This is a genomic window from Burkholderia cepacia (genome assembly GCF_029962485.1).
Taxonomy (GTDB): Bacteria; Pseudomonadota; Gammaproteobacteria; order Burkholderiales; family Burkholderiaceae; genus Burkholderia.
Genome location: NZ_CP073637.1, coordinates 2141676 through 2163757, shown reverse-complemented (window position 1 = coordinate 2163757; position 22082 = coordinate 2141676). Strand labels below are relative to the sequence as shown.

The 22082-nt window shown below is 66.6% G+C and carries 14 protein-coding genes and 2 tRNA genes; 10 read left to right on the top strand and 6 right to left on the bottom strand.

Translation table 11 applies throughout. The features are described 5' to 3' along the window. Positions 1-87: 87 nt before the first annotated feature. Positions 88-537 carry a MarR family winged helix-turn-helix transcriptional regulator gene (locus KEC55_RS10025; protein WP_039367176.1) on the bottom strand — a complete coding sequence of 150 codons (450 nt, stop codon included), beginning with the start codon at positions 535-537 and terminating at the stop codon, positions 88-90. Between the two features lie 62 nt (positions 538-599). Further along, positions 600-1745 carry a glycerate kinase gene (locus KEC55_RS10020; RefSeq protein ID WP_282505313.1) on the bottom strand — a complete coding sequence of 382 codons (1146 nt, stop codon included), beginning with the start codon at positions 1743-1745 and terminating at the stop codon, positions 600-602. Between the two features lie 388 nt (positions 1746-2133). Between KEC55_RS10020 and tig the strand changes: the two genes are divergently transcribed. The 7 genes from tig (at position 2134) to KEC55_RS09985 (ending at position 10965) form a co-directional block, all read left to right on the top strand. Further along, on the top strand, positions 2134-3480 hold the full coding sequence (gene tig / locus KEC55_RS10015) for a trigger factor (RefSeq protein ID WP_176047267.1): 1347 nt from the start codon (positions 2134-2136) through the stop codon (positions 3478-3480). A gap of 140 nt (positions 3481-3620) precedes the next feature. Then, positions 3621-4274 (top strand): ATP-dependent Clp endopeptidase proteolytic subunit ClpP, encoded by a 654-nt coding sequence (clpP, locus tag KEC55_RS10010; protein ID WP_010092137.1) that lies wholly within the window; start codon positions 3621-3623, stop codon positions 4272-4274. Between the two features lie 163 nt (positions 4275-4437). Continuing rightward, entirely contained in the window at positions 4438-5709 is a 1272-nt protein-coding gene (gene clpX / locus KEC55_RS10005) for an ATP-dependent Clp protease ATP-binding subunit ClpX (protein WP_006489345.1), read from the top strand. 197 nt (positions 5710-5906) lie between these two features. After that, entirely contained in the window at positions 5907-8330 is a 2424-nt protein-coding gene (gene lon, locus KEC55_RS10000; protein ID WP_176047266.1) for an endopeptidase La, read from the top strand. Between the two features lie 204 nt (positions 8331-8534). Further along, a tRNA-Val gene (locus KEC55_RS09995) sits at positions 8535-8610 on the top strand. 23 nt (positions 8611-8633) lie between these two features. Beyond that, a tRNA-Asp gene (locus tag KEC55_RS09990) sits at positions 8634-8710 on the top strand. Positions 8711-9030: 320 nt separating this feature from the next. Continuing rightward, positions 9031-10965 (top strand): SurA N-terminal domain-containing protein, encoded by a 1935-nt coding sequence (locus KEC55_RS09985; protein ID WP_282505309.1) that lies wholly within the window; start codon positions 9031-9033, stop codon positions 10963-10965. A gap of 72 nt (positions 10966-11037) precedes the next feature. Here KEC55_RS09985 and KEC55_RS09980 read toward each other — a convergent pair whose 3' ends face one another. After that, a complete protein-coding gene (locus KEC55_RS09980) occupies positions 11038-11706 on the bottom strand; it encodes an arylesterase (RefSeq protein WP_282505307.1) in 669 nt (222 codons plus the stop codon). Here KEC55_RS09980 and KEC55_RS09975 point away from each other — a divergent pair. Further along, positions 11705-12406: an ABC transporter ATP-binding protein gene (locus KEC55_RS09975; RefSeq protein WP_124450440.1), complete on the top strand. Its 702-nt coding sequence runs from the start codon at positions 11705-11707 to the stop codon at positions 12404-12406. The two genes, KEC55_RS09980 and KEC55_RS09975, sit on opposite strands and share 2 nt — an antisense overlap. Positions 12407-12478: 72 nt before the next feature. Here KEC55_RS09975 and pgi read toward each other — a convergent pair whose 3' ends face one another. The 3 genes from pgi to KEC55_RS09960 form a co-directional block, all read right to left on the bottom strand. Next, positions 12479-14101 (bottom strand): glucose-6-phosphate isomerase, encoded by a 1623-nt coding sequence (gene pgi / locus KEC55_RS09970; RefSeq protein ID WP_282505304.1) that lies wholly within the window; start codon positions 14099-14101, stop codon positions 12479-12481. A 111-nt stretch (positions 14102-14212) separates the two neighbouring features. Beyond that, positions 14213-15757 (bottom strand): NAD(P)H-hydrate dehydratase, encoded by a 1545-nt coding sequence (locus tag KEC55_RS09965; protein WP_282505302.1) that lies wholly within the window; start codon positions 15755-15757, stop codon positions 14213-14215. Positions 15758-15808: 51 nt separating this feature from the next. After that, a complete protein-coding gene (locus tag KEC55_RS09960; protein ID WP_282505301.1) occupies positions 15809-17110 on the bottom strand; it encodes an FAD-dependent oxidoreductase in 1302 nt (433 codons plus the stop codon). Positions 17111-17438: 328 nt separating this feature from the next. Between KEC55_RS09960 and purL the strand changes: the two genes are divergently transcribed. Together purL and KEC55_RS09950 are read left to right on the top strand one after the other, a co-directional pair. After that, positions 17439-21503, top strand: coding sequence for a phosphoribosylformylglycinamidine synthase (gene purL, locus KEC55_RS09955; protein ID WP_282505300.1), 4065 nt, complete (start codon positions 17439-17441; stop codon positions 21501-21503). Positions 21504-21508: 5 nt separating this feature from the next. Next, entirely contained in the window at positions 21509-22054 is a 546-nt protein-coding gene (locus tag KEC55_RS09950; RefSeq protein WP_282505299.1) for a GNAT family N-acetyltransferase, read from the top strand. Positions 22055-22082 lie beyond the last annotated feature (28 nt).

Sequence of the window (22082 nt, the reverse complement as noted above, 5' to 3'; positions counted from 1 at the left end):
GGGCCGCCCGCGTTGCCGGTCAGGCAACGTGGGCAGCCCGTCGAATTCGTCGGATCAATATGGCCGGCGCGGCGCCCGTGATGCGGCTCAGTCGTCCCGCTCGGTGGCGTGCGCGACGACCTTGTCGAGCAGCCGCTCGAACGTCTGGCGTTCGCTGTCGGACAGGCAGGCGAGCAGGCCGTCGTTCCATTTGCGCACGATCGGCATGATCTTGCGATGCAGTGCACGGCCGTCGGCGGTCAGCGCGATCAGCACGATCCGGCCGTCCTCCTCGCTCGCGCTGCGCTCTAGCAGCCCCTGGCGCAGCAGCGCCTCGGCCGCGCGGCTTGCCTGGCTCTTGTCGAGATTGGTGTGACGTGCGAGATCCATGATCGAGAACGGGCCGAACGCGCCGACGGCGGCGATCACGCGCGCCTCGGGCAGCGAGATGTCGAGCTTGTGCCGGTACACCTCGCCGATCCCGCGGTCGGAGCGCTTCGTGAGCGCGTGGAGGCGATAGGTCAGAAACTGATCGAGCCCGGCTTGACGGCCTTTCATGTCGAATCCTGAAGAAAAAGGGCGGGCCCGATTGTTCCTGTATCGCGCGCTCGGGTCAACGGTCAGTTTGCACCGTATTTCAGGCGCGTCAATTGTTCCGCTTCGTTGGCGAGCAGATTGGCCGCGTCGCGGATCGCGACGTCGAGCGTGATCGGCCCGGGAGCCGGCGAAAAGCAGCCGGAAAAATGCTCGGACAGGCGCGGCAGCGCGGCCGGGTCGACCGCCCCCGACAGCAGCGACGCGGGTACGCCGGCGGCCTGCGCGTGACGGCATGCGATGAACGGCGCCTTGCCGTGCAGCGTCTGCACGTCGGAGCGGCCTTCGCCGGTGATCAGCCAGTCGGCGCCGGCGAGCGCGGCGTCGAGCCCGACCTGGCGCGCGACCACTTCGGCGCCGGCTTCGAACTGCGCGCCGAGCATGTGCAGCGCGAACCCGAGGCCGCCCGCGGCGCCCGCGCCCGGCAGGTCACGGCCGCGGCGGTCGAGCTCGGCTTCGAGCAGGTCGGCGAAGCGGGCGAGGGCGGCGTCGAGGGTCGCAACCTGATCGGGCGCCACACCCTTTTGCGGGCCGAACACCGCGGTCGCGCCGTGCGCGCCCGTCAGCGGGTTGTCGACATCGGACATGCCGACGAATTCCGTTTCCTTCAGGCGCGGGTCGAGCGCCGACGCGTCGACGCGCGCGATGTCGGCGAGCCGCGACGGCACGGGCTCGACCGGCTGGCCGCCGGCGTCGAAGCACTGCAGGCCGAGGCCTGCGAGCAGCCCGGCGCCCGCGTCGTTGGTGCTGCTGCCGCCGAGCGCGACGAAGAAGCGGCGCACGCCGTCGTCGAGCAGCGTGCGGATCGCCTCGCCCATCCCGCGCGTGCTGCGCGCGTCGACCGGTACGCTCATGCCGACCGCGTCGGTAATGCCGACGATCTCGGCCGTCTCGACGATCGCGGTGCGCGCGTCGATCACGCCGACCGCCGCGTCGCGTGCCGCGAGCGACGCGCCGGCCACCTGCAGCGTGCGCCGCGTGCCGCCGCCCGCCAGCATCGCGTCGAGCGTGCCTTCGCCGCCGTCGGCCATCGGGCAGCAGCGCACGACCGCGTCGGGCCGGGCGCGGCGGATGCCGGTGGCGATCGCGTCCGCGACCTGCTCGGCGGAAAGCGAGCCTTTGAACGAATCGGGCGCGATGACGACGACAGGCGCGGACGGGTGTTGCGGCATGGTGTCTCCGGAAGGCGTAATTGGTGTGAAGAATGACGCGGCCGCAATGACGGCTCACTTTCCATTGGAGCTTACAGGATGGTGGGGCCGTGGAGGATACGGCGTTCGGCATAGCGGCGATCCGCGCGCGTTGCCGTGCGCGGGGCTGTCGGCATGGTGAGGATGCACGCGCGACGCGCTGATCTGGCAGTACGAGGAAAATTGTTTGCTAGAATAGTCGATTCTTCCGGCCAAAGCCGTGCTCCGAGCCGCTTGCGCTAGCCATTCGGCGCGTGCAGGGATGGCGTGGCGCTCCGGCGCGGCGTGTGAGTGCGACGCACCGCATGCTGCAGGCAGGCACGGCAAGGAAAACCCGATTCGCTCGAATAATTTTAGGACGATTGAAGCCATGGCTAACGTTGTTGAGAACCTCGGCAAGCTTGAACGCCGCGTGACGATTTCCCTGCCGAAAGACACCGTGCAGAAGGAAATCGACGCCCGTATCCAGAAACTCGCGAAGAACGTGCGCATGCCGGGTTTCCGCCCGGGCAAGGTGCCGCTGAAGATGGTCGCGCAACAGTACGCGGGTCAGGTCGAAGCCGAAGTGCTGAGCGACAAGATCGGCCAGGAATTCTTCACGATCAGCCGCGCGGAAAACCTGCGCGTCGCCGGCCAGCCGAGCTTCGAGCCGAAGCAGGAACAGGCTGAGGATGCATACGCGTTCGACGCGACGTTCGAGGTCTACCCGGAAGTGAAGATCGGTGATCTGGCGACGGCTGAAGTCGAGCGCTCGACGACGTCGATCAGCGACGCCGAAATCGACCGCACGCTGGACATCCTGCGCAAGCAGCGCGTGCACTTCCACGCACGCGGCGAAGCCGGCGAGCACGGCGACGGCGGCGCGGACACCGCAGCGAAGAACGGCGACCGCGTGACGGTCGACTTCGTCGGCAAGATCGACGACGTCGCGTTCCAGGGCGGCACGGCTGAAGATTTCCCGTTCGTGCTCGGCGAAGGCCGCATGCTGCCGGAATTCGAAACCGCCGCGCTGGGCCTGAAGGTCGGTGAAGCGCGTACGTTCGACCTGAAGTTCCCGGACGACTACCACGGTGCCGACGTTGCCGGCAAGACCGCGCAATTCACGGTCACGATGAAGAAGATCGAGTGGCCGCACCTGCCGGAAATCGACGGCGAATTCGCGAAGTCGCTCGGCATCGAAGACGGCGACCTCACGAAGATGCGCGGCGAGATCAAGGAAAACCTCGAGCGCGAAGCGAAGCGTCGCACGCAGTCGATCGTCAAGAACCAGGTGATGGACGCGCTGCTGAAGATCTCCGAACTCGACGTGCCGAAGGCGCTGATCGAGCAAGACCAGCAACGCCTCGTCGAAATGGCTCGCCAGGATCTGGCGCAGCGCGGCGTGCCGAACGCGAAGGACGCACCGATCCCGGCGGAAATGTTCGCCGAGCAGGCCGAGCGCCGCGTGAAGCTGGGCCTCGTGCTGGCCGAACTCGTGAAGTCGAACAACCTGGAAGCGAAGCCGGAACAGATCCGCGCGGAAGTCGACGAGTTCGCGAAGAGCTACGAAGACCCGAAGGAAGTGGTCCGCTGGTATTATTCCAACCAGCAGCGCCTCGCCGAGATGGAAGCGTTCGTCGTTGAAAGCAACGTCGTCGATTTCGTGCTGGGCAAGGCGAAGGTGACGGACAAGGAAGTGAGCTTCGAGGCACTCGCGAGCGCATCGGCGCAAGCGTAAGTGTTGCTCTAGCGGCGTGCCGGCTGTCGGAGCGACGGCCCGCACGCCGTTTTTACGTCAAGCGCACGGTTGCCATTAATATGGCGATTGAGCGGGCGGCTTCCTTCCGTTCAATTTTCCATTCGAACAAGGTTCATTGAATGATCACTCGCGCTGAATTGCTGGACATGCTTGCTTCGAACGCGCCGCAGGGTTTCGAGGCGCAAGCGCTGGGGCTGGTGCCGATCGTCGTCGAAACGAGCGGCCGCGGCGAGCGTTCGTACGATATCTACTCGCGTCTCCTGAAGGAGCGCCTGGTGTTCATGGTCGGCGAAGTGAACGACCAGACCGCCAATCTCGTGGTCGCGCAATTGCTGTTCCTCGAGAGCGAGAATCCCGACAAGGACATCAGCCTGTACATCAACAGCCCGGGCGGGTCGGTGTCGGCCGGCATGGCGATCTACGACACGATGCAGTTCATCAAGCCGGACGTGTCGACGCTGTGCATGGGGCTCGCGGCCAGCATGGGCGCGTTCCTGCTCGCGTCGGGTGCGAAGGGCAAGCGCTTCGCGCTGCCGAACTCGCGCGTGATGATTCACCAGCCGCTCGGCGGCGCGCGCGGCCAGGCGTCCGACATCGAGATCCAGGCACGCGAAATCCTCTACCTGAAGGAGCGGCTGAACCAGTTGCTCGCGCAGCACACGGGCCAGGACGTCGAGCGCATCGCGCGCGACACCGACCGTGATAACTTCATGTCGAGCGAGGATGCGAAGGCGTACGGGCTGATCGATCAGGTGTTGCTGAAGCGCCCGTGAGCGTAAGTAGGGTGCCGCCCCGATTCGTGCGGCGGCCCCTGCTGCCCCGAACGCCCTGAGCATCTGCGGCAAGCACATCCAGCCGGCTCCGGTCGCGCCCTAGGCGCGGCGTCCGGAGCATTCGGCGTATCATGTCATTTACCTGTCCGGAGGCTCTACATTCATGGCGGACAAAAAAGGTTCGAACAGCGAGAAGCTGTTGTATTGCTCGTTTTGCGGGAAGAGCCAGCATGAGGTGAAAAAACTCATCGCGGGCCCGTCGGTGTTCATCTGCGATGAATGTATCGACCTCTGCAACGAGATCATTCGCGACGAGGCGGCTGCCGCCGGCGTCGAGGCCAGCCTGTCCCGGTCGGATTTGCCGAGCCCGCAGGAAATTCGCGACATCCTCGATCAGTACGTGATCGGTCAGGAACGTGCGAAGAAGATCCTCGCGGTGGCCGTGTACAACCACTACAAGCGCCTGAAGCATCTCGACAAGAAGGACGACGTCGAGCTGTCGAAGAGCAACATCCTGCTGATCGGCCCGACGGGCTCCGGCAAGACGCTGCTCGCGCAGACGCTCGCGCGGTTGCTGAACGTGCCGTTCGTGATCGCCGATGCGACGACGCTGACCGAAGCCGGCTACGTCGGCGAGGACGTCGAGAACATCATCCAGAAGCTGTTGCAGAACTGCAACTACGAGGTCGACAAGGCCCAGCGCGGGATCGTCTACATCGACGAAATCGACAAGATCAGCCGCAAGTCGGACAACCCGTCGATCACGCGCGACGTGTCGGGCGAGGGCGTCCAGCAGGCACTGCTGAAGCTCGTCGAGGGCACGATGGCGTCGGTGCCGCCGCAAGGTGGCCGCAAGCACCCGAACCAGGATTTCATCCAGGTCGACACGACCAACATCCTGTTCATCTGCGGCGGCGCGTTCGACGGTCTCGAAAAGGTGATCACCGATCGCACCGAGAAAACCGGCATCGGCTTCGGCGCGACGGTCAAGAGCAAGCAGGAACGCGACGCGGGCGAAGTGCTGCGCGAGACGGAACCGGAAGACCTGATCAAATTCGGTCTGATCCCCGAATTGATCGGCCGCTTGCCGGTGGTCGCGACGCTCGGCAAGCTCGATGAAGCGGCGCTGATGAAGATCCTGGTCGAGCCGAAGAATGCGCTCGTCAAGCAATATCACAAGCTGTTCGCAATGGAGCGCGTCGAGCTCGAGATCCGGCCGGGCGCGTTGCAGGCAGTCGCCCGCAAGGCGATCCGCCGCAAGACCGGCGCGCGCGGTTTGCGTTCGATCATTGAACAGGCATTGCTCGACGTGATGTACGAGCTGCCGACGATGAAAGGGGTCAGCAAAGTCATCATCGACGAGAACGTCATCGATGGCGACGGCAAGCCTTTGCTGATCTACGAGGACACGCCGAAGGTGGCGGGTTCGAACTGACCGGCTTGCCGACGATGTTCTGCGAAAAAGGCCGTTCATGAGACCGTGGGCGGCTTTTTTTCGTTTATCTTGTGGGTAACTCTGACTCGAAACGCGGTGGTTACTTTCTTACCGAATATTTCCCGCACTTGAAGGCTTGCAATTCGTTGTGGCGGCCTCAATTACCGAACAATTGATTCCACTCATGGGGAAATGAAATGTCAGGCACCCAACTTCTCCCGCCGGAACGCATCACGCTCCCGCTGCTGCCGCTGCGGGATGTCGTCGTTTTCCCGCACATGGTAATTCCGCTCTTCGTGGGCCGGCCGAAATCGATCAAGGCCCTCGAAGCAGCGATGGAAGGCGGCAAGCACATCATGCTCGTCGCCCAGAAAACCGCGGCCAAGGACGAACCGACCGAAAAGGACATGTACGAGGTCGGTTGTATCGCGAACATCCTGCAGATGCTGAAGCTGCCGGACGGCACCGTGAAGGTGCTCGTCGAAGGCTTGCAGCGCGCAAAGGCGTTGTCGATCGAAGAACAGGAGACGCAGTTCTCCTGCGAAGTGATGCCGCTCGAGCCCGATCACGCCGACAGCGCTGAAACGGAAGCGCTGCGCCGGGCGATCGTGTCGCAGTTCGACCAGTACGTGAAGCTGAACAAGAAGATCCCGCCGGAGATCCTCACGTCGCTGTCGGGTATCGACGAAGCAGGCCGCCTCGCGGACATGATCGCCGAGCGCCTGCCGCTGAAGCTCGACCAGAAGCAGCACATCCTCGAGATGTTCCCGGTCATCGAGCGCCTCGAGCACCTGCTCGCGCAACTCGAAGCCGAGATCGACATCCTGCAGGTCGAAAAGCGCATCCGCGGGCGCGTGAAGCGCCAGATGGAAAAGAGCCAGCGCGAGTACTACCTGAACGAACAGGTCAAGGCGATCCAGAAGGAACTGGGCGAAGGCGAGGAAGGTGCGGATCTCGAGGAGCTCGAGAAGCGCATCAACGCCGCGCGCATGCCGAAGGAAGCGAAGAAGAAGGCCGACGCCGAGCTGAAGAAGCTGAAGCTGATGTCGCCGATGTCGGCGGAAGCGACCGTCGTGCGCAACTACATCGACACGCTGATCGGCCTGCCGTGGCGCAAGAAGAGCAAGGTCAACAACGACCTGTCGAACGCCGAGCAGGTACTCGACGAAGATCACTTCGGCCTCGAGAAGGTCAAGGAACGGATCCTCGAGTATCTCGCGGTGCAACAGCGCGTGGACAAGGTCAAGGCGCCGATCCTGTGCCTCGTCGGGCCCCCGGGCGTCGGCAAGACCTCGCTCGGCCAGTCGATCGCACGGGCGACGAACCGCAAGTTCGTCCGGATGGCGCTGGGCGGCGTGCGTGACGAAGCCGAGATCCGTGGCCACCGCCGTACGTACATCGGTTCGATGCCGGGCAAGATCCTGCAGAGCCTGACGAAGGTCGGCGTGCGCAATCCGCTCTTCCTGCTCGACGAAGTCGACAAGATGGGCATGGATTTCCGCGGCGATCCGTCGTCGGCGCTGCTCGAAGTGCTCGATCCGGAACAGAACCACACGTTCGCCGACCACTACATCGAAGTCGACTTCGATCTGTCGGACGTGATGTTCGTCGCGACGTCGAACTCGCTGAACATCCCGCCGCCGCTGCTCGACCGGATGGAAGTGATCCGTCTGTCGGGTTACACGGAAGACGAGAAGGTCAGCATCGCCCAGCGTTACCTGTTGCCGAAGCAGAAGAAGAACAACGGGCTGAAGGACGGCGAGATCGATGTCACCGAACAGGCGATCCGCGACATCATCCGCTACTACACGCGTGAAGCCGGTGTGCGTTCGCTCGAGCGGGAAGTGTCAAAGATCTGCCGCAAGGTCGTGAAGATGCTGCTGCTGAAGAAGGCATCGGGTGCGATCAAGGTCGACGGTGAAAACCTCGACACGTTCCTCGGCGTGCGCAAGTACGACTTCGGCCTCGCGGCGAAGGAAAACCAGGTCGGTCAGGTTACGGGTCTCGCGTGGACGGAAGTCGGCGGCGATCTGCTGACGATCGAAGCCGCGGTGATGCCGGGCAAGGGCAACGTGATCCGTACGGGTTCGCTCGGCGACGTGATGAAGGAGTCGGTCGAGGCTGCGCGTTCGGTCGTGCGCTCGCGTTCGCGCCGTCTGGGCATCAAGGACGAAGCGTTCGAGAAGCAGGACATCCACATCCACGTGCCGGAAGGCGCGACGCCGAAGGACGGTCCGTCCGCTGGCGGTGCGATGACGACCGCGCTGGTGTCGGTGCTGACGGGTATCCCCGTGCGTGCCGATGTCGCGATGACGGGCGAAATCACGTTGCGTGGCGAAGTGCTGCCGATCGGTGGGCTGAAGGAAAAGCTGCTGGCTGCGCATCGCGGCGGCATCAAGCTCGTGCTGATTCCGGAAGAGAACGTGAAGGATCTCGCGGACATTCCGGACAACGTGAAGAACGCGATCGAGATCGTGCCGGTCCGCTGGATCGACAAGGTGCTGGAGCTCGCGCTCGAGCGTTCGCCGACGCCGCTGCCGCCGGAAGAAGAGGCGAAGGCAGCAGCGCCGGTCGGCGAGGCGGCGAAGGATGCCGGCTCGACGGAAGTCGTCAAGCACTGAGACCCTGAACGCCGTCGTTGTTGACGGTTGTTCACGAAACCCGCGGCGTGTCCGCGGGTTTTTTTATGCGCATTGAAAACGCGTGCACGAGCGTTGAAAAAAATCGCGTGGGGGCTTGGCAAAATGATCGGGGATGAATTAAACTTGCGGGCTCGCTGGTTGTTGATGCGGAAACGCAGATCGCAGTCAGAACGAATCGGAAACGGGTGCTTAGCTCAGCTGGTAGAGCGGCGCCCTTACAAGGCGTAGGTCGGGGGTTCGAACCCCTCAGCACCCACCAGTTTCCTGATTCAGCCAGACCAAGGAGCGGTAGTTCAGTCGGTTAGAATACCGGCCTGTCACGCCGGGGGTCGCGGGTTCGAGTCCCGTCCGCTCCGCCAAAAAATGAGAAAGCCCGCCTTGTGCGGGCTTTTTCATTTGTGTCGTCGATCGCGCCCGCTGGCGGGCGCGTGACTGCGGAGCGGAGGAAGCCGCCTGCGCGGCTTCCGGCGGGACTCGAAGGGATGCGCGTGCACGCGCATCCGCGGCCTGCAGGATGTAGGCGAGTCCCGTCCGCTCCGCCAAAAAATGAAAAGGCCCGCGTTGTGCGGGCTTTTTCATTTGCGTTGCCGGCCGCGCCCGCACGCAGCACACCTGCTTTTCTCCCGTCCCACCCCGTATGTTGTAATATCGGACGTTTTGTCCAATTTTCCCGTCACGCATGCTCGATTTCTTCCGTAATCACCAGCGCCTGATGATGGCGCTCCTGCTCCTGATCGTGTTGCCGGGGCTGGGTTTCGTCGGGATCCAAGGCTTCCGCGGCTTCTTCGACGACAGTGCGAACGTCGCGGCAGTCAACGGGCACAAGATCACGCGGGTCGAATTCGACGGCGCGTTCCGCCAGCAGATCGACCAGGCGCGCCAGGCGCTCGGCGGGCAGTTCGACATCAAGATGTTCGATACGCCCGAGCATCGCAAGCAAGTGCTCGACGGCCTGATCCAGCAACGTGTGCTGGCCGACGAGACGCAACGCCTCCACCTCACCGCCTCCGACAACGCCGTGCGCGATGCGCTGATGAGCGACCCGATGATCGCGTCGCTGAAGAAGCCCGACGGTACGATCGACGTCGAGCGCTATGCGCAGCTGCTGTCGTTCCAGGGGATGACGCCCGAGCAGTACCAGGAGCGCGTGCGCTACAGCCTGTCGCTGCAGCAGATTCCGGCCAGCATCGTGTCGAGTGCATTTACGCCGAAGAGTCTCGCGCAACGTCTGTCCGAACTGGCCGCGCAGCAGCGCGAAGTGCAGGCGCTCGTGCTGAAGACGAGCGACTTCGCAGCGAAGGTCCAGCCGACCGATGCACAGCTCACCGCGTACTATGACGCGCACAAGCAGAGCTTCGCGACGCCGGAGACTGCGACGATCCAGTACCTCGTGTATTCGCCGGCCGCAGCGGCCGCGAGCGCGCAGCCGACCGACGCGGACATCAAGAAGTTCTACGACGACAACCCGACGCACTTCCGCACCGAAGCGCAGGTGCGCGTGAGCCATATCTTCATCGCGGCACCGGGCAGCGCCAGCGCGGCCGACAAGGCGGCAGCGAAGACGAAGGCCGAGCAACTGCTCGCCGACGTGAAGGCGCATCCGGACCAGTTCGCACAGATCGCGCAGAAGAACTCGCAGGACGCGCCGTCGGCAGCGAAGGGCGGCGACCTCGGCTTCATCACGCGTGGCTCGACGGCAGGCGGCAAGGCGTTCGACGACGCCGCGTTCGCGCTCAAGCAGGGCGACGTGAGCGGTGTCGTGCAGTCGGATCTCGGCTTCCACATCCTGAAGGCGACCGAAGTGAAGCCGGCGGCCGTGAAGCCGTTCGCGGAAGTGAAGGACCAGATCGCGGTTGACCTGAAGCAGCAGTACGCATCGAAGGCGTTTACGGACAACGCGGAAGGCTTCACGTCGACCGTGTACGAAAAGGCGAAGACGCTGCAGCCGGCCGCGGACAAGTACAAGCTGACGATCCAGACGGCCACCGTCACGCCGACGCCGAACCCGCAACTGCCGCCGACCAGCCCGCTGAACAATCCGAAGTTCCTGGCCGCCGTGTTCGCGAACGATTCGGTGAAGAGCCAGAACAACACGCAAGCGATCGACGTCGGCAACAACACGCTGATCTCGGCGCGCGTGACCGACTACAAGCCGGCTGCCGTGCCCGCGCTCGATGCGATCAAGGACGTCGTGCGCCAGAAGGTCGTTGCCGAGCAGGCTGCGGAACTCGCGAAGAAGGACGGCGCGGCGAAGCTCGCCGAGTTGCAGAAGTCGAAGTCGGCTGACGGGTTCACCGCTGCGCAGAAGGTGTCGCGCACGCAGTCGCAAGGCTTGACGCCGGCTGCACTGAGCGCCGTCTACAAGGTCGATGCGAAGACGCTGCCGGCCTACGTCGGTGTCGATCTCGGCGCGGACGGCTACGCGATCTACCGCGTGAACGCCGTGATCCCCGGTTCGGCGGTCGATCCGCAGCAACTGGCGGCCGCGCAGCAGCAGATGGCGCAAGTCGACGCACAAAGCGAAGGCGAGGCCTATCTCACCGCGCTGCGCGATCGCTCGAAGGTGAAGCTGTACGGTTCGACGGCCAGCCAGAAGCAAGACGGCGACAACTGAGCATCGTTTCGCACGCAACCAAAAAAGCCCCGCTTCGAGCGGGGCTTTTTGTTTTCCGGCGGGGAGGCGGCGTCAGCCGCGCGGCTTGCCGAGCAACGGTTTCAGCGCCGGCCACACGTTGTCGAGCAGAATGCCCTGCGCCTGCTGAGTGGGATGCATCTGGTCAGCCTGGAACATCTCGGGCTTGTTCTCGATGCCGGCCAGCAGGAACGGCACGAGCGGCACGCCGAGATCCTTCGACAGTCGCGTGTAGACGGCGTGGAACTTCTGCGTGTAGTCGGGGCCGTAATTGGGTGGCACGTACATGCCGACCAGCACGACCTTGGCCTGTACGCGCCGCGCGCCGGCGATGATGTCGCGCAGGTTCTGCTCGGTCGTCGCGAGCGGCACGCCGCGCAGTGCATCGTTCGAGCCGAGTTCGACGACCACGATCGACGGCTTGAGCCGCTGCAGCACCGCGGGCAGCCGCGCGCGGCCGCCGCTCGTGGTGTCGCCGCTGACGCTGGCGTTCGCGACGCTATAATCAACTCGCTCCGTTGTAAGCCGTTGCCGCAGCAACGCTACCCAGCCGGTATCGCGCGGCAGCCCGTATTCGGCCGACAGGCTGTCGCCGAGTACGACGATCACGGGCTGGCCCGATGCTGGCGCCGTCGCGGCGTGTGCCGGTACGGCGATGGCCAGCAGGGTGCCCAGCAGCGCGGCGACCGCCGTGCGTCTTTTCCAGCGAAATGTCGTGTCCATGTTCAAGATTACCGATCCGATCATCGAAGTCCATGACGTGTGCAAGCGGGTCGCCGATGCGACGGGCGAGCTGACGATCCTCGACGGCATCACGCTTGCCGTGCGGCCGGGCAGCAGCCTTGCGATCGTCGGCGCGTCGGGGTCGGGTAAATCGACGCTGCTTGGCCTGCTCGCAGGGTTGGACAGCGCGACGAGCGGCACGGTTCGCCTGCTCGGCCGCGCGCTCGACCAGCTCGACGAAGACGAACGTGCCGCGCTGCGCAACGGCGCGGTCGGGTTCGTGTTCCAGTCGTTCCAGCTGATGCCGCACCTGACGGCACTCGAGAACGTGATGCTGCCGCTTGAGCTGCAGGGCGGCATCAGCGCACGCGATGCGGCGGATCGCGCTCGCGCGCTGCTCGTGCAGGTCGGGCTCGGCGAGCGCACCGCGCATTATCCGAAGCTGTTGTCGGGCGGCGAGCAGCAGCGCGTCGCTTTGGCACGCGCCTTCGTCACGCGCCCGGCGATCCTGTTTGCCGACGAGCCGACCGGCAGTCTCGACGCGGCGACAGGCCATGCCGTCATCGACCTGATGTTCGAGCTGAACCGCACGCACGGCGCAACGCTCGTGCTCGTCACGCACGATGCCGAACTCGCGCGTCGCTGTGCGACGACCGTGACGCTCGACACCGGTCGCATCGTCGCGCCGCATACGGCATAGCGCCACGCATGAATTGTTCTGCCGGCCGCGCAGGGTGTACTGCGCGGCCGGCATGGCCATGCGCCTGGTGCGTCAGCGCTTGAGCGCCGCGCGGGCGCGCTCGATCAACGCCGTGGTCGACGAGTCGTGCTTCGCCGGATCGATCGATTCGGCCGACAGGTCGGCTTCCACGACCTTGCCGAGAATCTTGCCGAGCTCGACGCCCCACTGGTCGAACGGATTGATGTCCCACACCGTTGCCTGCACGAGCACCTTGTGTTCGTAAAGCGCGATCAGCGCGCCGAGCGTGCGCGGCGTCAGTGCATCGACGAGCAGCGTCGTGGTCGGGCGATTGCCGGGGAACGTCAGGTGCGGCGCGAGCGCCTCCTTGCCGGGCCCGGCGACCTTGCGGGCCTCTTCGAGCGTACGGCCGAGCATCAGTGCCTCGCTCTGCGCGAAGCAGTTCGCGAGCAGCTTGGGATGATGGCTCGCGAGCAGGTGCTCGGGCGTCAGCACCGCGATGAAGTCGATCGGGACGATCGTCGGCCCCTGGTGCAGCATCTGGAAGAACGCGTGCTGGCCGTTGGTGCCCGGCTCACCCCACGTAACGGCCGACGTCGGGTAATCGACGAGGGTGCCGTCCAGGCGCGCGGATTTGCCGTTGCTCTCCATTTCGAGCTGCTGCAGGTACGACGGCAGGTAGTGCAGCGCTTCCGAGTACGGTGCGACGAGATAGCTCTGCGAGCCGAAGAAATTCCGGTACCAGATGCCGATCATGCCGAGCAACACCGGCAGGTTGCGTTCCAGCGGCGCTTCGCGGAAATGGCGGTCCATGTCGTTCGCGCCGGCGAGCAGTTCGTCGAATTGCTCGGGGCCGATGGCGATCATGATCGACAGGCCGACCGCCGACCACAGCGAATAGCGGCCGCCGACCCAATCCCACATTTCGAACACGTTCTCCGCGGCGATGCCGAACTTCACGACTTCGGCCGGGTTCGCCGACACACCGACGAAGTGCTTCGACAGCGCGTCCTCGGGGCAGCCGCGCGCGACGAACCAGTCGCGCAGCGAGCGTGCGTTGGTCATCGTCTCGAGCGTCGTGAAAGTCTTCGACACGATGATCGCGAGCGTTTCCTCGGGATCGACTTGTTCGAGCACACGCGCGAGATCGGCGCCGTCGACGTTCGATACGAAGTGGGTCGAGATTTCCGGCGTCGCGACGTGATGCAGCGCATGCACGACCATCTTCGGCCCGAGATCGGAGCCGCCGATACCGATGTTGATCACGTGACGGATGCGCTTGCCCGTGTAGCCGGTCCACGTGCCGCTGCGCACGGCGCGCGCGAACGTCGCCATCTTCGCGCGCTCGGCGCTCACCTGTGCGTGGAACGGCGCTTGCGGATCGGTCGCGCGCAGTGCGGTGTGCAGCGCGGCGCGGCCTTCGGTCGGGTTGACGATCTCGCCCGCGAACATCGCGTCGCGGCGCGCTTCGACACCTGCGTCGCGCGCGAGTTGCGCGAGCAGGTGCAGCGTTTCGTCGTTGATGCGGTTCTTCGAGAAATCGGCGGCGAGACCGCCGCCCGGAATCGTGAAGCGTTCGGCGCGCGTCGGCGCGCGATCGTTTTCCGGCGCGAACCAGTCGCGCAGCCGGGCGTGACGAATCTGTTCGAAGTGGGATTGAAGGGCAGTCCAGGCGGGGAGCGAATTCAGCGTCATGGCGGTTCGAGTGAAGCGTGAATCGGGAGGAATGCCGCGCCGGCTCATCGGGATCGGAAGGCCGGCGGACGAGAGGGCCCGCCGTGCGACGGGGCAGTCAGTATAGCGGCGTTACGTGTCGGCGCGCGGCGACGGATAAAAAAGGCGATTGATCAGCGAGCGCACCATCGGTGCGAGTTCGCCTGCGGTGAGCCCGGAAGGGCCGATGCCGTTCGCGGTCAGCGTGTCGGCCGCGAGCCCGTGCAGGTAGACGCCCGCGAGCGCCGCTTCGTACGGCGCGACACGCTGCGCGAGCAGCGCGCCGATCAGGCCGCCGAGTACATCGCCGGTGCCGCCGGTAGCAAGCGCCGCGTTGCCGGTCGGGTTGATCGTCACGCGGCCGTCGGGTGCCGCAATCACCGTGCCCGAGCCTTTCAGCACGACGATCGCCATATAACGTGCCGCAAGCGCTTGCGCGGCCGCGATGCGGTCGTGCTGCACGGCGGCCGTGTCGCTGCCGAGCAACCGTGCGGCTTCGAGCGGATGCGGCGTCAGCACGCACGGATTGTCGCGCGCGCCGCGTGCGGCGACGGCGGCCGCGAGATCCGCGTGCGTCGCGACGAGGTTCAGCGCGTCGGCATCGAGCAGCGTCGCGGCGGCGTGTGCGAGCACGTCGCGCACAAGCGTCGCCGCGGCCTCGCGCGTGCCGAGCCCGCAACCGGCGGCGATCGCGCTCATCGCACCGAGGTCGAGGGTATCGGCCGGGTGCAGCATCAGTTCGGGGAAGGGCGGATCGTACGGCGGCGCACCGGCGCCGAGGAAGCCGACATGTACCTTGCCGGCGCCCGCGAACAGCGCGGCGCGCGCGGCCAGGATCGGTGCGCCGCACATGCCGGTGTCGCCGCCGAGTACGGCAAGGCTGCCGTACGTGCCCTTGTGCGACGAGAATGCACGCGCGGGGAGCGCCGCGGCGAACCGCGCGGGCGCATTCAGCACGATGGCCGGTGCGGCGGGCGGCGCGACGTCGAGCGACGCGATGTCGACCTCGCCGGCGAGGTCGCGGCCGTCACCCGTGTAGAGGCCCGGCTTCGCGCCGATGAAGGTGAGCGTATGGGTGGCCGCGATGGCGACGCCCGCGCCGACGATCCGGCCGGTATCGCTGTCGAGCCCGCTCGGCACGTCGAGTGCGAGCACACGACCGCCGTTGCGCGCATGCGCGGCGATGCGCGTGGCCTGCTCGGCGAATGCGCCGTCGAGCGCGCGGCCGAGACCGATGCCGAACAACCCGTCGACGACCCACGCGTATTCGTCCAGCGAGGCGGGCGGCGTGGCCGACAGCGGGACGCCGGCCGCGCGTGCGAGGCCGAGCGCCCATTGCGCGTCGTCCGGTTTGACCGGTACCGGCATCCACGCCTGCGTCGCGACACCGAGCTGCTGGAGATGCGCGGCGGCCACCAGTGCGTCGCCGCCGTTGTTGCCGGGGCCGACCGCGAACCAGACGGGGCGGTCATCGCCGGCGACGCGCTCGGACAGCCAGTGCGCGGCGGCGGCGCCCGCGCGGCCCATCAGCGTGTGCGGCGGCAGTGCGGCGGTGGCGTCGGCTTCGGCTGCGCGCAGGTCGGTGACGCGCAGCAGTGCGATCGGATCGGAATCGGGAAGCGGGCGGGTAACGGTCATCGGGATCGTGGCGGCTGGCAAGGATGCCGCCACGAGACGGGCCCGCGGCGGTCAGGTCGTGAAGCGGCCGGCGCTGAGCGCGGCGAGCGTGTCGGCGGGCCACTGCTGGGCGTCGCCGCCCAGGTAGTCGGTCACCACTTTAGCAGACCCGCACGCGAGCCCCCAGCCGGTCGGGCCATGCCCGAAATTGACGAACACGCGCGGATGCGGGGTCGGACCCACGACGGGCAGGCCGTCCGGCGACAGCAGCTGCATGCCTTGCCACGACAGCGCGGCCGAGATTTTGGCGGCGCCCGGCACCCAGTCGTGGACGGCCTGGCCGAGCAGGGCGAGCGCGGCCTCGGACAGCGGCTCGGCGAGCGGTTTCGCGGTGTCGGCGAGGCTCTGCAGCACGGCGCCGCCGCCGATGCGCAGCCGCTGATCGGTGCGCGTGATCGAGATCCGCTTGATCGAATCGACGACGCTCAGGTGCGGCGCATGTTCTTCGTACGCGACCGGCGCGGTGAGCGTGTGGACGCGCACCGGGTGCAGCGGCAGGCGCCAGCCGAGCCGTTCGAGCAGCGGCACGCTGCCGGCGCCGGCGGCGACCACGATCGCGTCGGCGGAAATCACGTCGACTTCGCGTGCCTTGGCCGCGGTCCGCTGGCCGGACGGCACGAGCTCGACCGCGGCGCGGCCGTTGTCGACGCGGATCGCGGCGACGTCAGCGCCGAAGCGGAACTGCACACCATGCTCGTCGAGCGTCTGCTTGACCAGTTTCGCGAACAGCGGGCAGTTGCCGGTGCGCTCGGTTTCGAGCAGCACGCCGCCGGCGAAGCCGGGTTCGGCCGGCACCGACGGTTCGAGCGCCGCGCATTCGTCGGCGGTGAGCGTGCGGTACGGCTGGTCGAGCGTGCGCAGCAGGTCGAGCGCGGGCTGCAGCGCTTCCCAGTCGCGCGGGTCGCGCACGACGTGCAGGATGCCGGGCTTCTGCTCGAATTCGAGTTCAAGGCGCGCCTCGATGTCGGCGAGCGTGTCGCGCGACGCGTCGATCAGCGGGCGCAGCCGCGCGTACTGCGCGGCGAACGCGTCGGGCTCGCGCAGCGTGCCGAGCTGCTTGACGAAGCGGCGCACGCCGCCGTTGAAGCCCGGCTTGTAGACGATGCCGCTGTCGCGCGGCTGGCGCTGGCGCATGAAGGTCGGGCCGAACCAGACGTCGAGCGGGCTCGGCAGCAGTGCGCCGCCGTCGCCGTAGGTCGCACCCTGCGCGACGGTCGCGTGGCGTTCGACCACGCACACGCGATGGCCGGCCGCACGCAGCTGGTAGGCGGTGGCGACGCCGCTGATTCCGCCGCCGATGACGATGACATCCATGGATTGCTTCGATGACGGGCGGCGCGCACGCCGCCCGGTGAGAATTCGCTGAGGGCCCGGGCCCGGTGAACCCGGAATGATAGCGCCAAAATCGCGGAAACCGGCGTCGGGCGAGCATGCGCCGTGCAGTCGCACCATGGCGGCCGGCGCCCGCACCCGCGCGGCCCGGCCCGGCGGGCGGCCGTGCGCGGTGCGCACCCGGGCACCGTTGCGGTGCACGCGGACTACCGATCGGCCGGTCTTGGGCGCCCGACTTCCGGGTATAATTACGGCCTTCCTTTCGCCCCACGTCGCCACCTCGCGCGACTCATCGACGTCAGTCCAGCCCATGGCTCACTTCTCGTGTTTTCCCGGCGCTTCGGCCCTCTCCGATTTCCGTCAAACCCGTCTGCTCGACACGCTCAGGCAAATCGACGCCAACATCGTCGCGGTGCGCGGGCAGTTCCTGCACTTCGTCAATGCGGCCGAACCGCTGTCGGCCGACGACAGCACGCGCATCGACGCGCTGATGCACTATGGCGAGCCGTTCCAGCCGGCAGCCGAGAAGGGCACGGTCGAGACCTTCGTCGTGCTGCCGCGCTTCGGTACGGTTTCGCCGTGGGCGAGCAAGGCGACCGACATCGCGCAGCACTGCGGCCTCACGCAGGTGCGCCGCATCGAGCGCGGCGTCGAATTCACGGTCACGCTGAAGTCGGGCCTGCTCGGCGGCAAGAAGGCGCTGTCCGACGACGCGCGCGCAGCCGTCGTGGATGCGCTGCATGACCGGATGACCGAAAGCGTGGTCGCGGCGCGCGACGACGCGAAGCACCTGTTCGACGAGTTGCCGGCCAAGCCGCTGGCGAGCGTCGACGTGCTGGGCGTCGGCCGCGGCGCGCTCGAGCGCGCGAACGTCGAGCTGGGCCTCGCGCTCGCCGACGACGAGATCGACTACCTGGTCGACGCGTTCCGCAAGCTCGAACGCAATCCGACCGACGTCGAACTGATGATGTTCGCGCAGGCGAACAGCGAGCACTGCCGCCACAAGATCTTCAACGCTCAGTGGACGATCGACGGTGAAGCGCAGGACATGTCGCTGTTCGCGATGATCCGCAACACCGAAAAGCTGAACCCGCAGGGCACGATCGTCGCGTATTCGGACAACTCGTCGATCATGGTCGGCGCGGAAGCCGAGCGCTGGTTCCCGCGCAACGCGGGCGCGGCCGGCGAGCCGGGCGAGCGCTACGGTCGCCACACCGAGCTCACGCACACGCTGATGAAGGTCGAGACGCACAACCACCCGACGGCGATCTCGCCGTTCCCGGGTGCGGCGACCGGCGCGGGCGGCGAGATTCGCGACGAAGGCGCGACGGGCCGCGGCGCGCGTCCGAAGGCCGGCCTGACGGGCTTCACCGTGTCGAACCTCGACCTGCCGGACGCCCGCCAGTCGTGGGAAAACGCACGTGACGCAGCGCAGCCGGTCGGCGAGCGCAACCCGAACGACGCGCACGGCCCGTACGGTCGTCCGGACCGCATCGCATCGCCGCTGCAGATCATGATCGACGGCCCGCTCGGCGGCGCCGCGTTCAACAACGAATTCGGCCGCCCGAACCTCGGCGGCTATTTCCGCGTGTACGAGCAGAACGTCGGCGGGAAGGTGCATGGCTATCACAAGCCGATCATGATCGCGGGTGGCCTCGGCAACATCGCCGATCAACATACGCACAAGCACGACGTGCCGGCAGGCTCGCTGCTGATCCAGATCGGCGGCCCCGGCATGCGGATCGGGATGGGCGGCGGCGCCGCGAGCTCGATGGCGACCGGCGCGAACACGGCCGAGCTCGACTTCGACTCGGTGCAGCGCGGCAACCCCGAAATCGAGCGTCGCGCGCAGGAAGTGATCAACGGCTGCTGGCAGCTCGGCGCGGAAAACCCGATCCTGAGCATCCACGACGTCGGCGCGGGCGGCCTGTCGAACGCGTTCCCCGAGATCGTCGACGGCGCGGGCAAGGGCGCGCGCTTCGAGCTGCGCAAGGTCGCGCTCGAGGAATCGGGCCTGTCGCCGCGCGAAATCTGGTCGAACGAAGCGCAGGAGCGCTACGTGCTGGCGATCGCGCCGGCCGACCTGCCGCGCTTCGAGGCGATCTGCGCGCGTGAGCGCTGCCCGTTCGCGGTGGTCGGTGTCGCGACCGACGAACGCCAGTTGAAGCTCGTCGACGACGAAGCGACGGGCGCCGACGAATACCCGGTCGACATGCCGATGGAAGTGCTGCTCGGCAAGCCGCCGCGCATGCATCGCGACGTCGCGCGCGTGGCGACCGAGCGCACGCCGGTCGACGTGACGGGCATCGCGCTGTCGGAAGTCGCGGTCGACGTGCTGAAGCACCCGACGGTCGGCAGCAAGTCGTTCCTGATCACGATCGGCGACCGTTCGGTCGGCGGCACGTCGGTGCGCGACCAGATGGTCGGCCCGTGGCAGGTGCCGGTGGCCGACTGCGCGGTCACCGCGCTCGATTACGCGGGCTTCAAGGGCGAGGCGATGACGATGGCCGAGCGCACGCCGCTCGCGGTGATCGACGCGCCCGCATCGGGCCGCATGGCTGTTGGCGAGGCGATCACGAACATCGCGAGCGCGCCGATCGCATCGCTCGACAAGCTGAAGCTGTCGGCGAACTGGATGGCCGCGTGCGGCACGGCCGGCGAGGACGCCGCGCTGTTCGACACGGTCAAGGCGATCGGCATGGAGCTGTGCCCGGCACTCGGGATCGGCATCCCGGTCGGCAAGGACTCGCTGTCGATGAAGACGAAGTGGGACGAACAAGGCGTCGCGAAGGAAGTGGTGTCGCCGGTGTCGCTGATCATCTCCGCGTTCGCACCGGTCGAGGACGTGCGCCGTCACCTGACGCCGCAACTGCGCCGCGTCGCCGATGCGGGCGACAGCGTGCTGATCGCGATCGATCTCGGCCGCGGCAAGAACCGGATGGGCGGCAGCATCTTCGCGCAAGTGACGCAGCAGGTCGGCGACACGACGCCGGACGTCGACGACGCGGAAGACCTGAAGCGCTTCTTCAACGCGATCCAGTCGCTCAATGCGCAGAACAAGCTGCTCGCCTACCACGACCGCTCGGACGGCGGCCTGTGGGCGACGGTGTGCGAAATGGCGTTCGCGGGCCACGCGGGCGTGTCGCTGAACGTCGACATGCTGACGCTCGATCCGAACCACGAATCCGACTACGGCGACGCGAAGGACTGGGCGAAGCAGACGAGCGGCCGTCGTGACGACCGCACGCTGCGCGCGCTGTTCTCGGAAGAACTCGGTGCTGTCGTGCAGGTGCGCGCGTCCGACCGTGACACGGTGCTCGGCGCGCTGCGCGAGTTTGGCCTGTCGGCATGCTCGCACGTGATCGGCTCGGTCAACGACCGCGACGTGATCGAGGTGTACCGCGACGCGAAGAAGATCTTCGACGCACCGCGTACCGAACTCCATCGCGCATGGGGCGAAGTGAGCTGGCGCATCGCGCGCCTGCGCGACAACCCCGCATGCGCGGATGCCGAATACGACGCGTTGCTCGACGCAGCCGATCCGGGCATCTCGCCGGTGCTGAGCTTCGATCCGGCCGACGACATCGCCGCGCCGTTCATCGCGACGGGTGCACGCCCGCGCGTCGCGATCCTGCGCGAGCAGGGCGTGAACTCGCACCTGGAAACGGCCTACGCGTTCGACCGTGCAGGCTTCGACGCGCACGACGTGCACATGAGCGACCTGCTCGCCGGCCGCGCGAATCTTGCCGATTTCGCGGGTGCGGTTGCATGCGGCGGCTTCTCGTACGGCGACGTGCTCGGCGCGGGCGAAGGCTGGGCGAAGACGATCCGCTTCAACGCGAACCTCGCCGACATGTTCTCGGCGTTCTTTGCGCGTCCGGACACGTTCGCCCTCGGCATCTGCAACGGCTGCCAGATGCTGTCGAGCATCGCGTCGATGATCCCGGGCGCGGAAGCGTGGCCGAAGTTCACGCGCAACAAGTCCGAGCAGTTCGAGGCGCGCTTCTCGTTCGTCGAAGTCGAGAAATCGCCGTCGATCTTCTTCGCGGGGATGGAAGGCTCGCGGATTCCGGTCGCGGTCGCGCACGGTGAAGGTTATGCGGACTTCTCGCAGCAGGGCGACATCGATCGCGTCGCGATCGCGATGCGTTTCGTCGACCACCGCGGCGAAGCGACCGAGCGTTATCCGTTCAACCCGAACGGCTCGCCGGCCGGCATTACGTCGGTCACGACGGCCGACGGCCGCTTCTCGGTGCTGATGCCGCACATGGAGCGTGTGCATCGTACGGTCGCAATGAGCTGGCACCCGGAAAGCTGGGGTGAAGCGAGCCCGTGGATGCGCGTGTTCCGTAACGCGCGCCGCTGGATCGGTTGAGCGGGATGATGTTCGACCCGAATGCGCCGGTCGAGGTCGTCACGCTGCGCGACGAGCGCGCGAGCGATGTCGACGCGATCGGCCGCGTGATCGTCGCCGCGTTCGCGGATGAACCGGAAGGCGGGCAGTTCGAACGGCGGATCGTCGACGCGCTGCGTGCGGATGGTGCGTTGAGCGTATCGCTCGTCGCGGAACGTGACGGCCGCGTGATCGGGCACGTTGCGTTCTCGCCGGTGTCGATCGGCGGCGAGCCGTCCAGCAGCCAGGGCTGGTACGGACTGGCGCCGCTCGCGGTGCTGCCCGGCTGCCAGAGGCAGAGCATCGGCGCCGGGTTGGTGCGCACGGGGCTCGACGCGTTGCGCCGGCTTGGCGCGCGCGGCTGCGTGCTGCTCGGGGAGCCCGCGTACTACACGCGCTTCGGCTTCGCGCCATCCGGCGACATCGTGTTCCCTGGCGTGCCGCCCGAGTATTTCCTTGCGCTGTCGCTCGACGACTCAGCGCCGCGGCCGTCAGGCGACGTTCGCTATCACGACGTGTTCTACCCCGCGTAACGCAAGGGTGCGGCGCGAGTCGATCCGG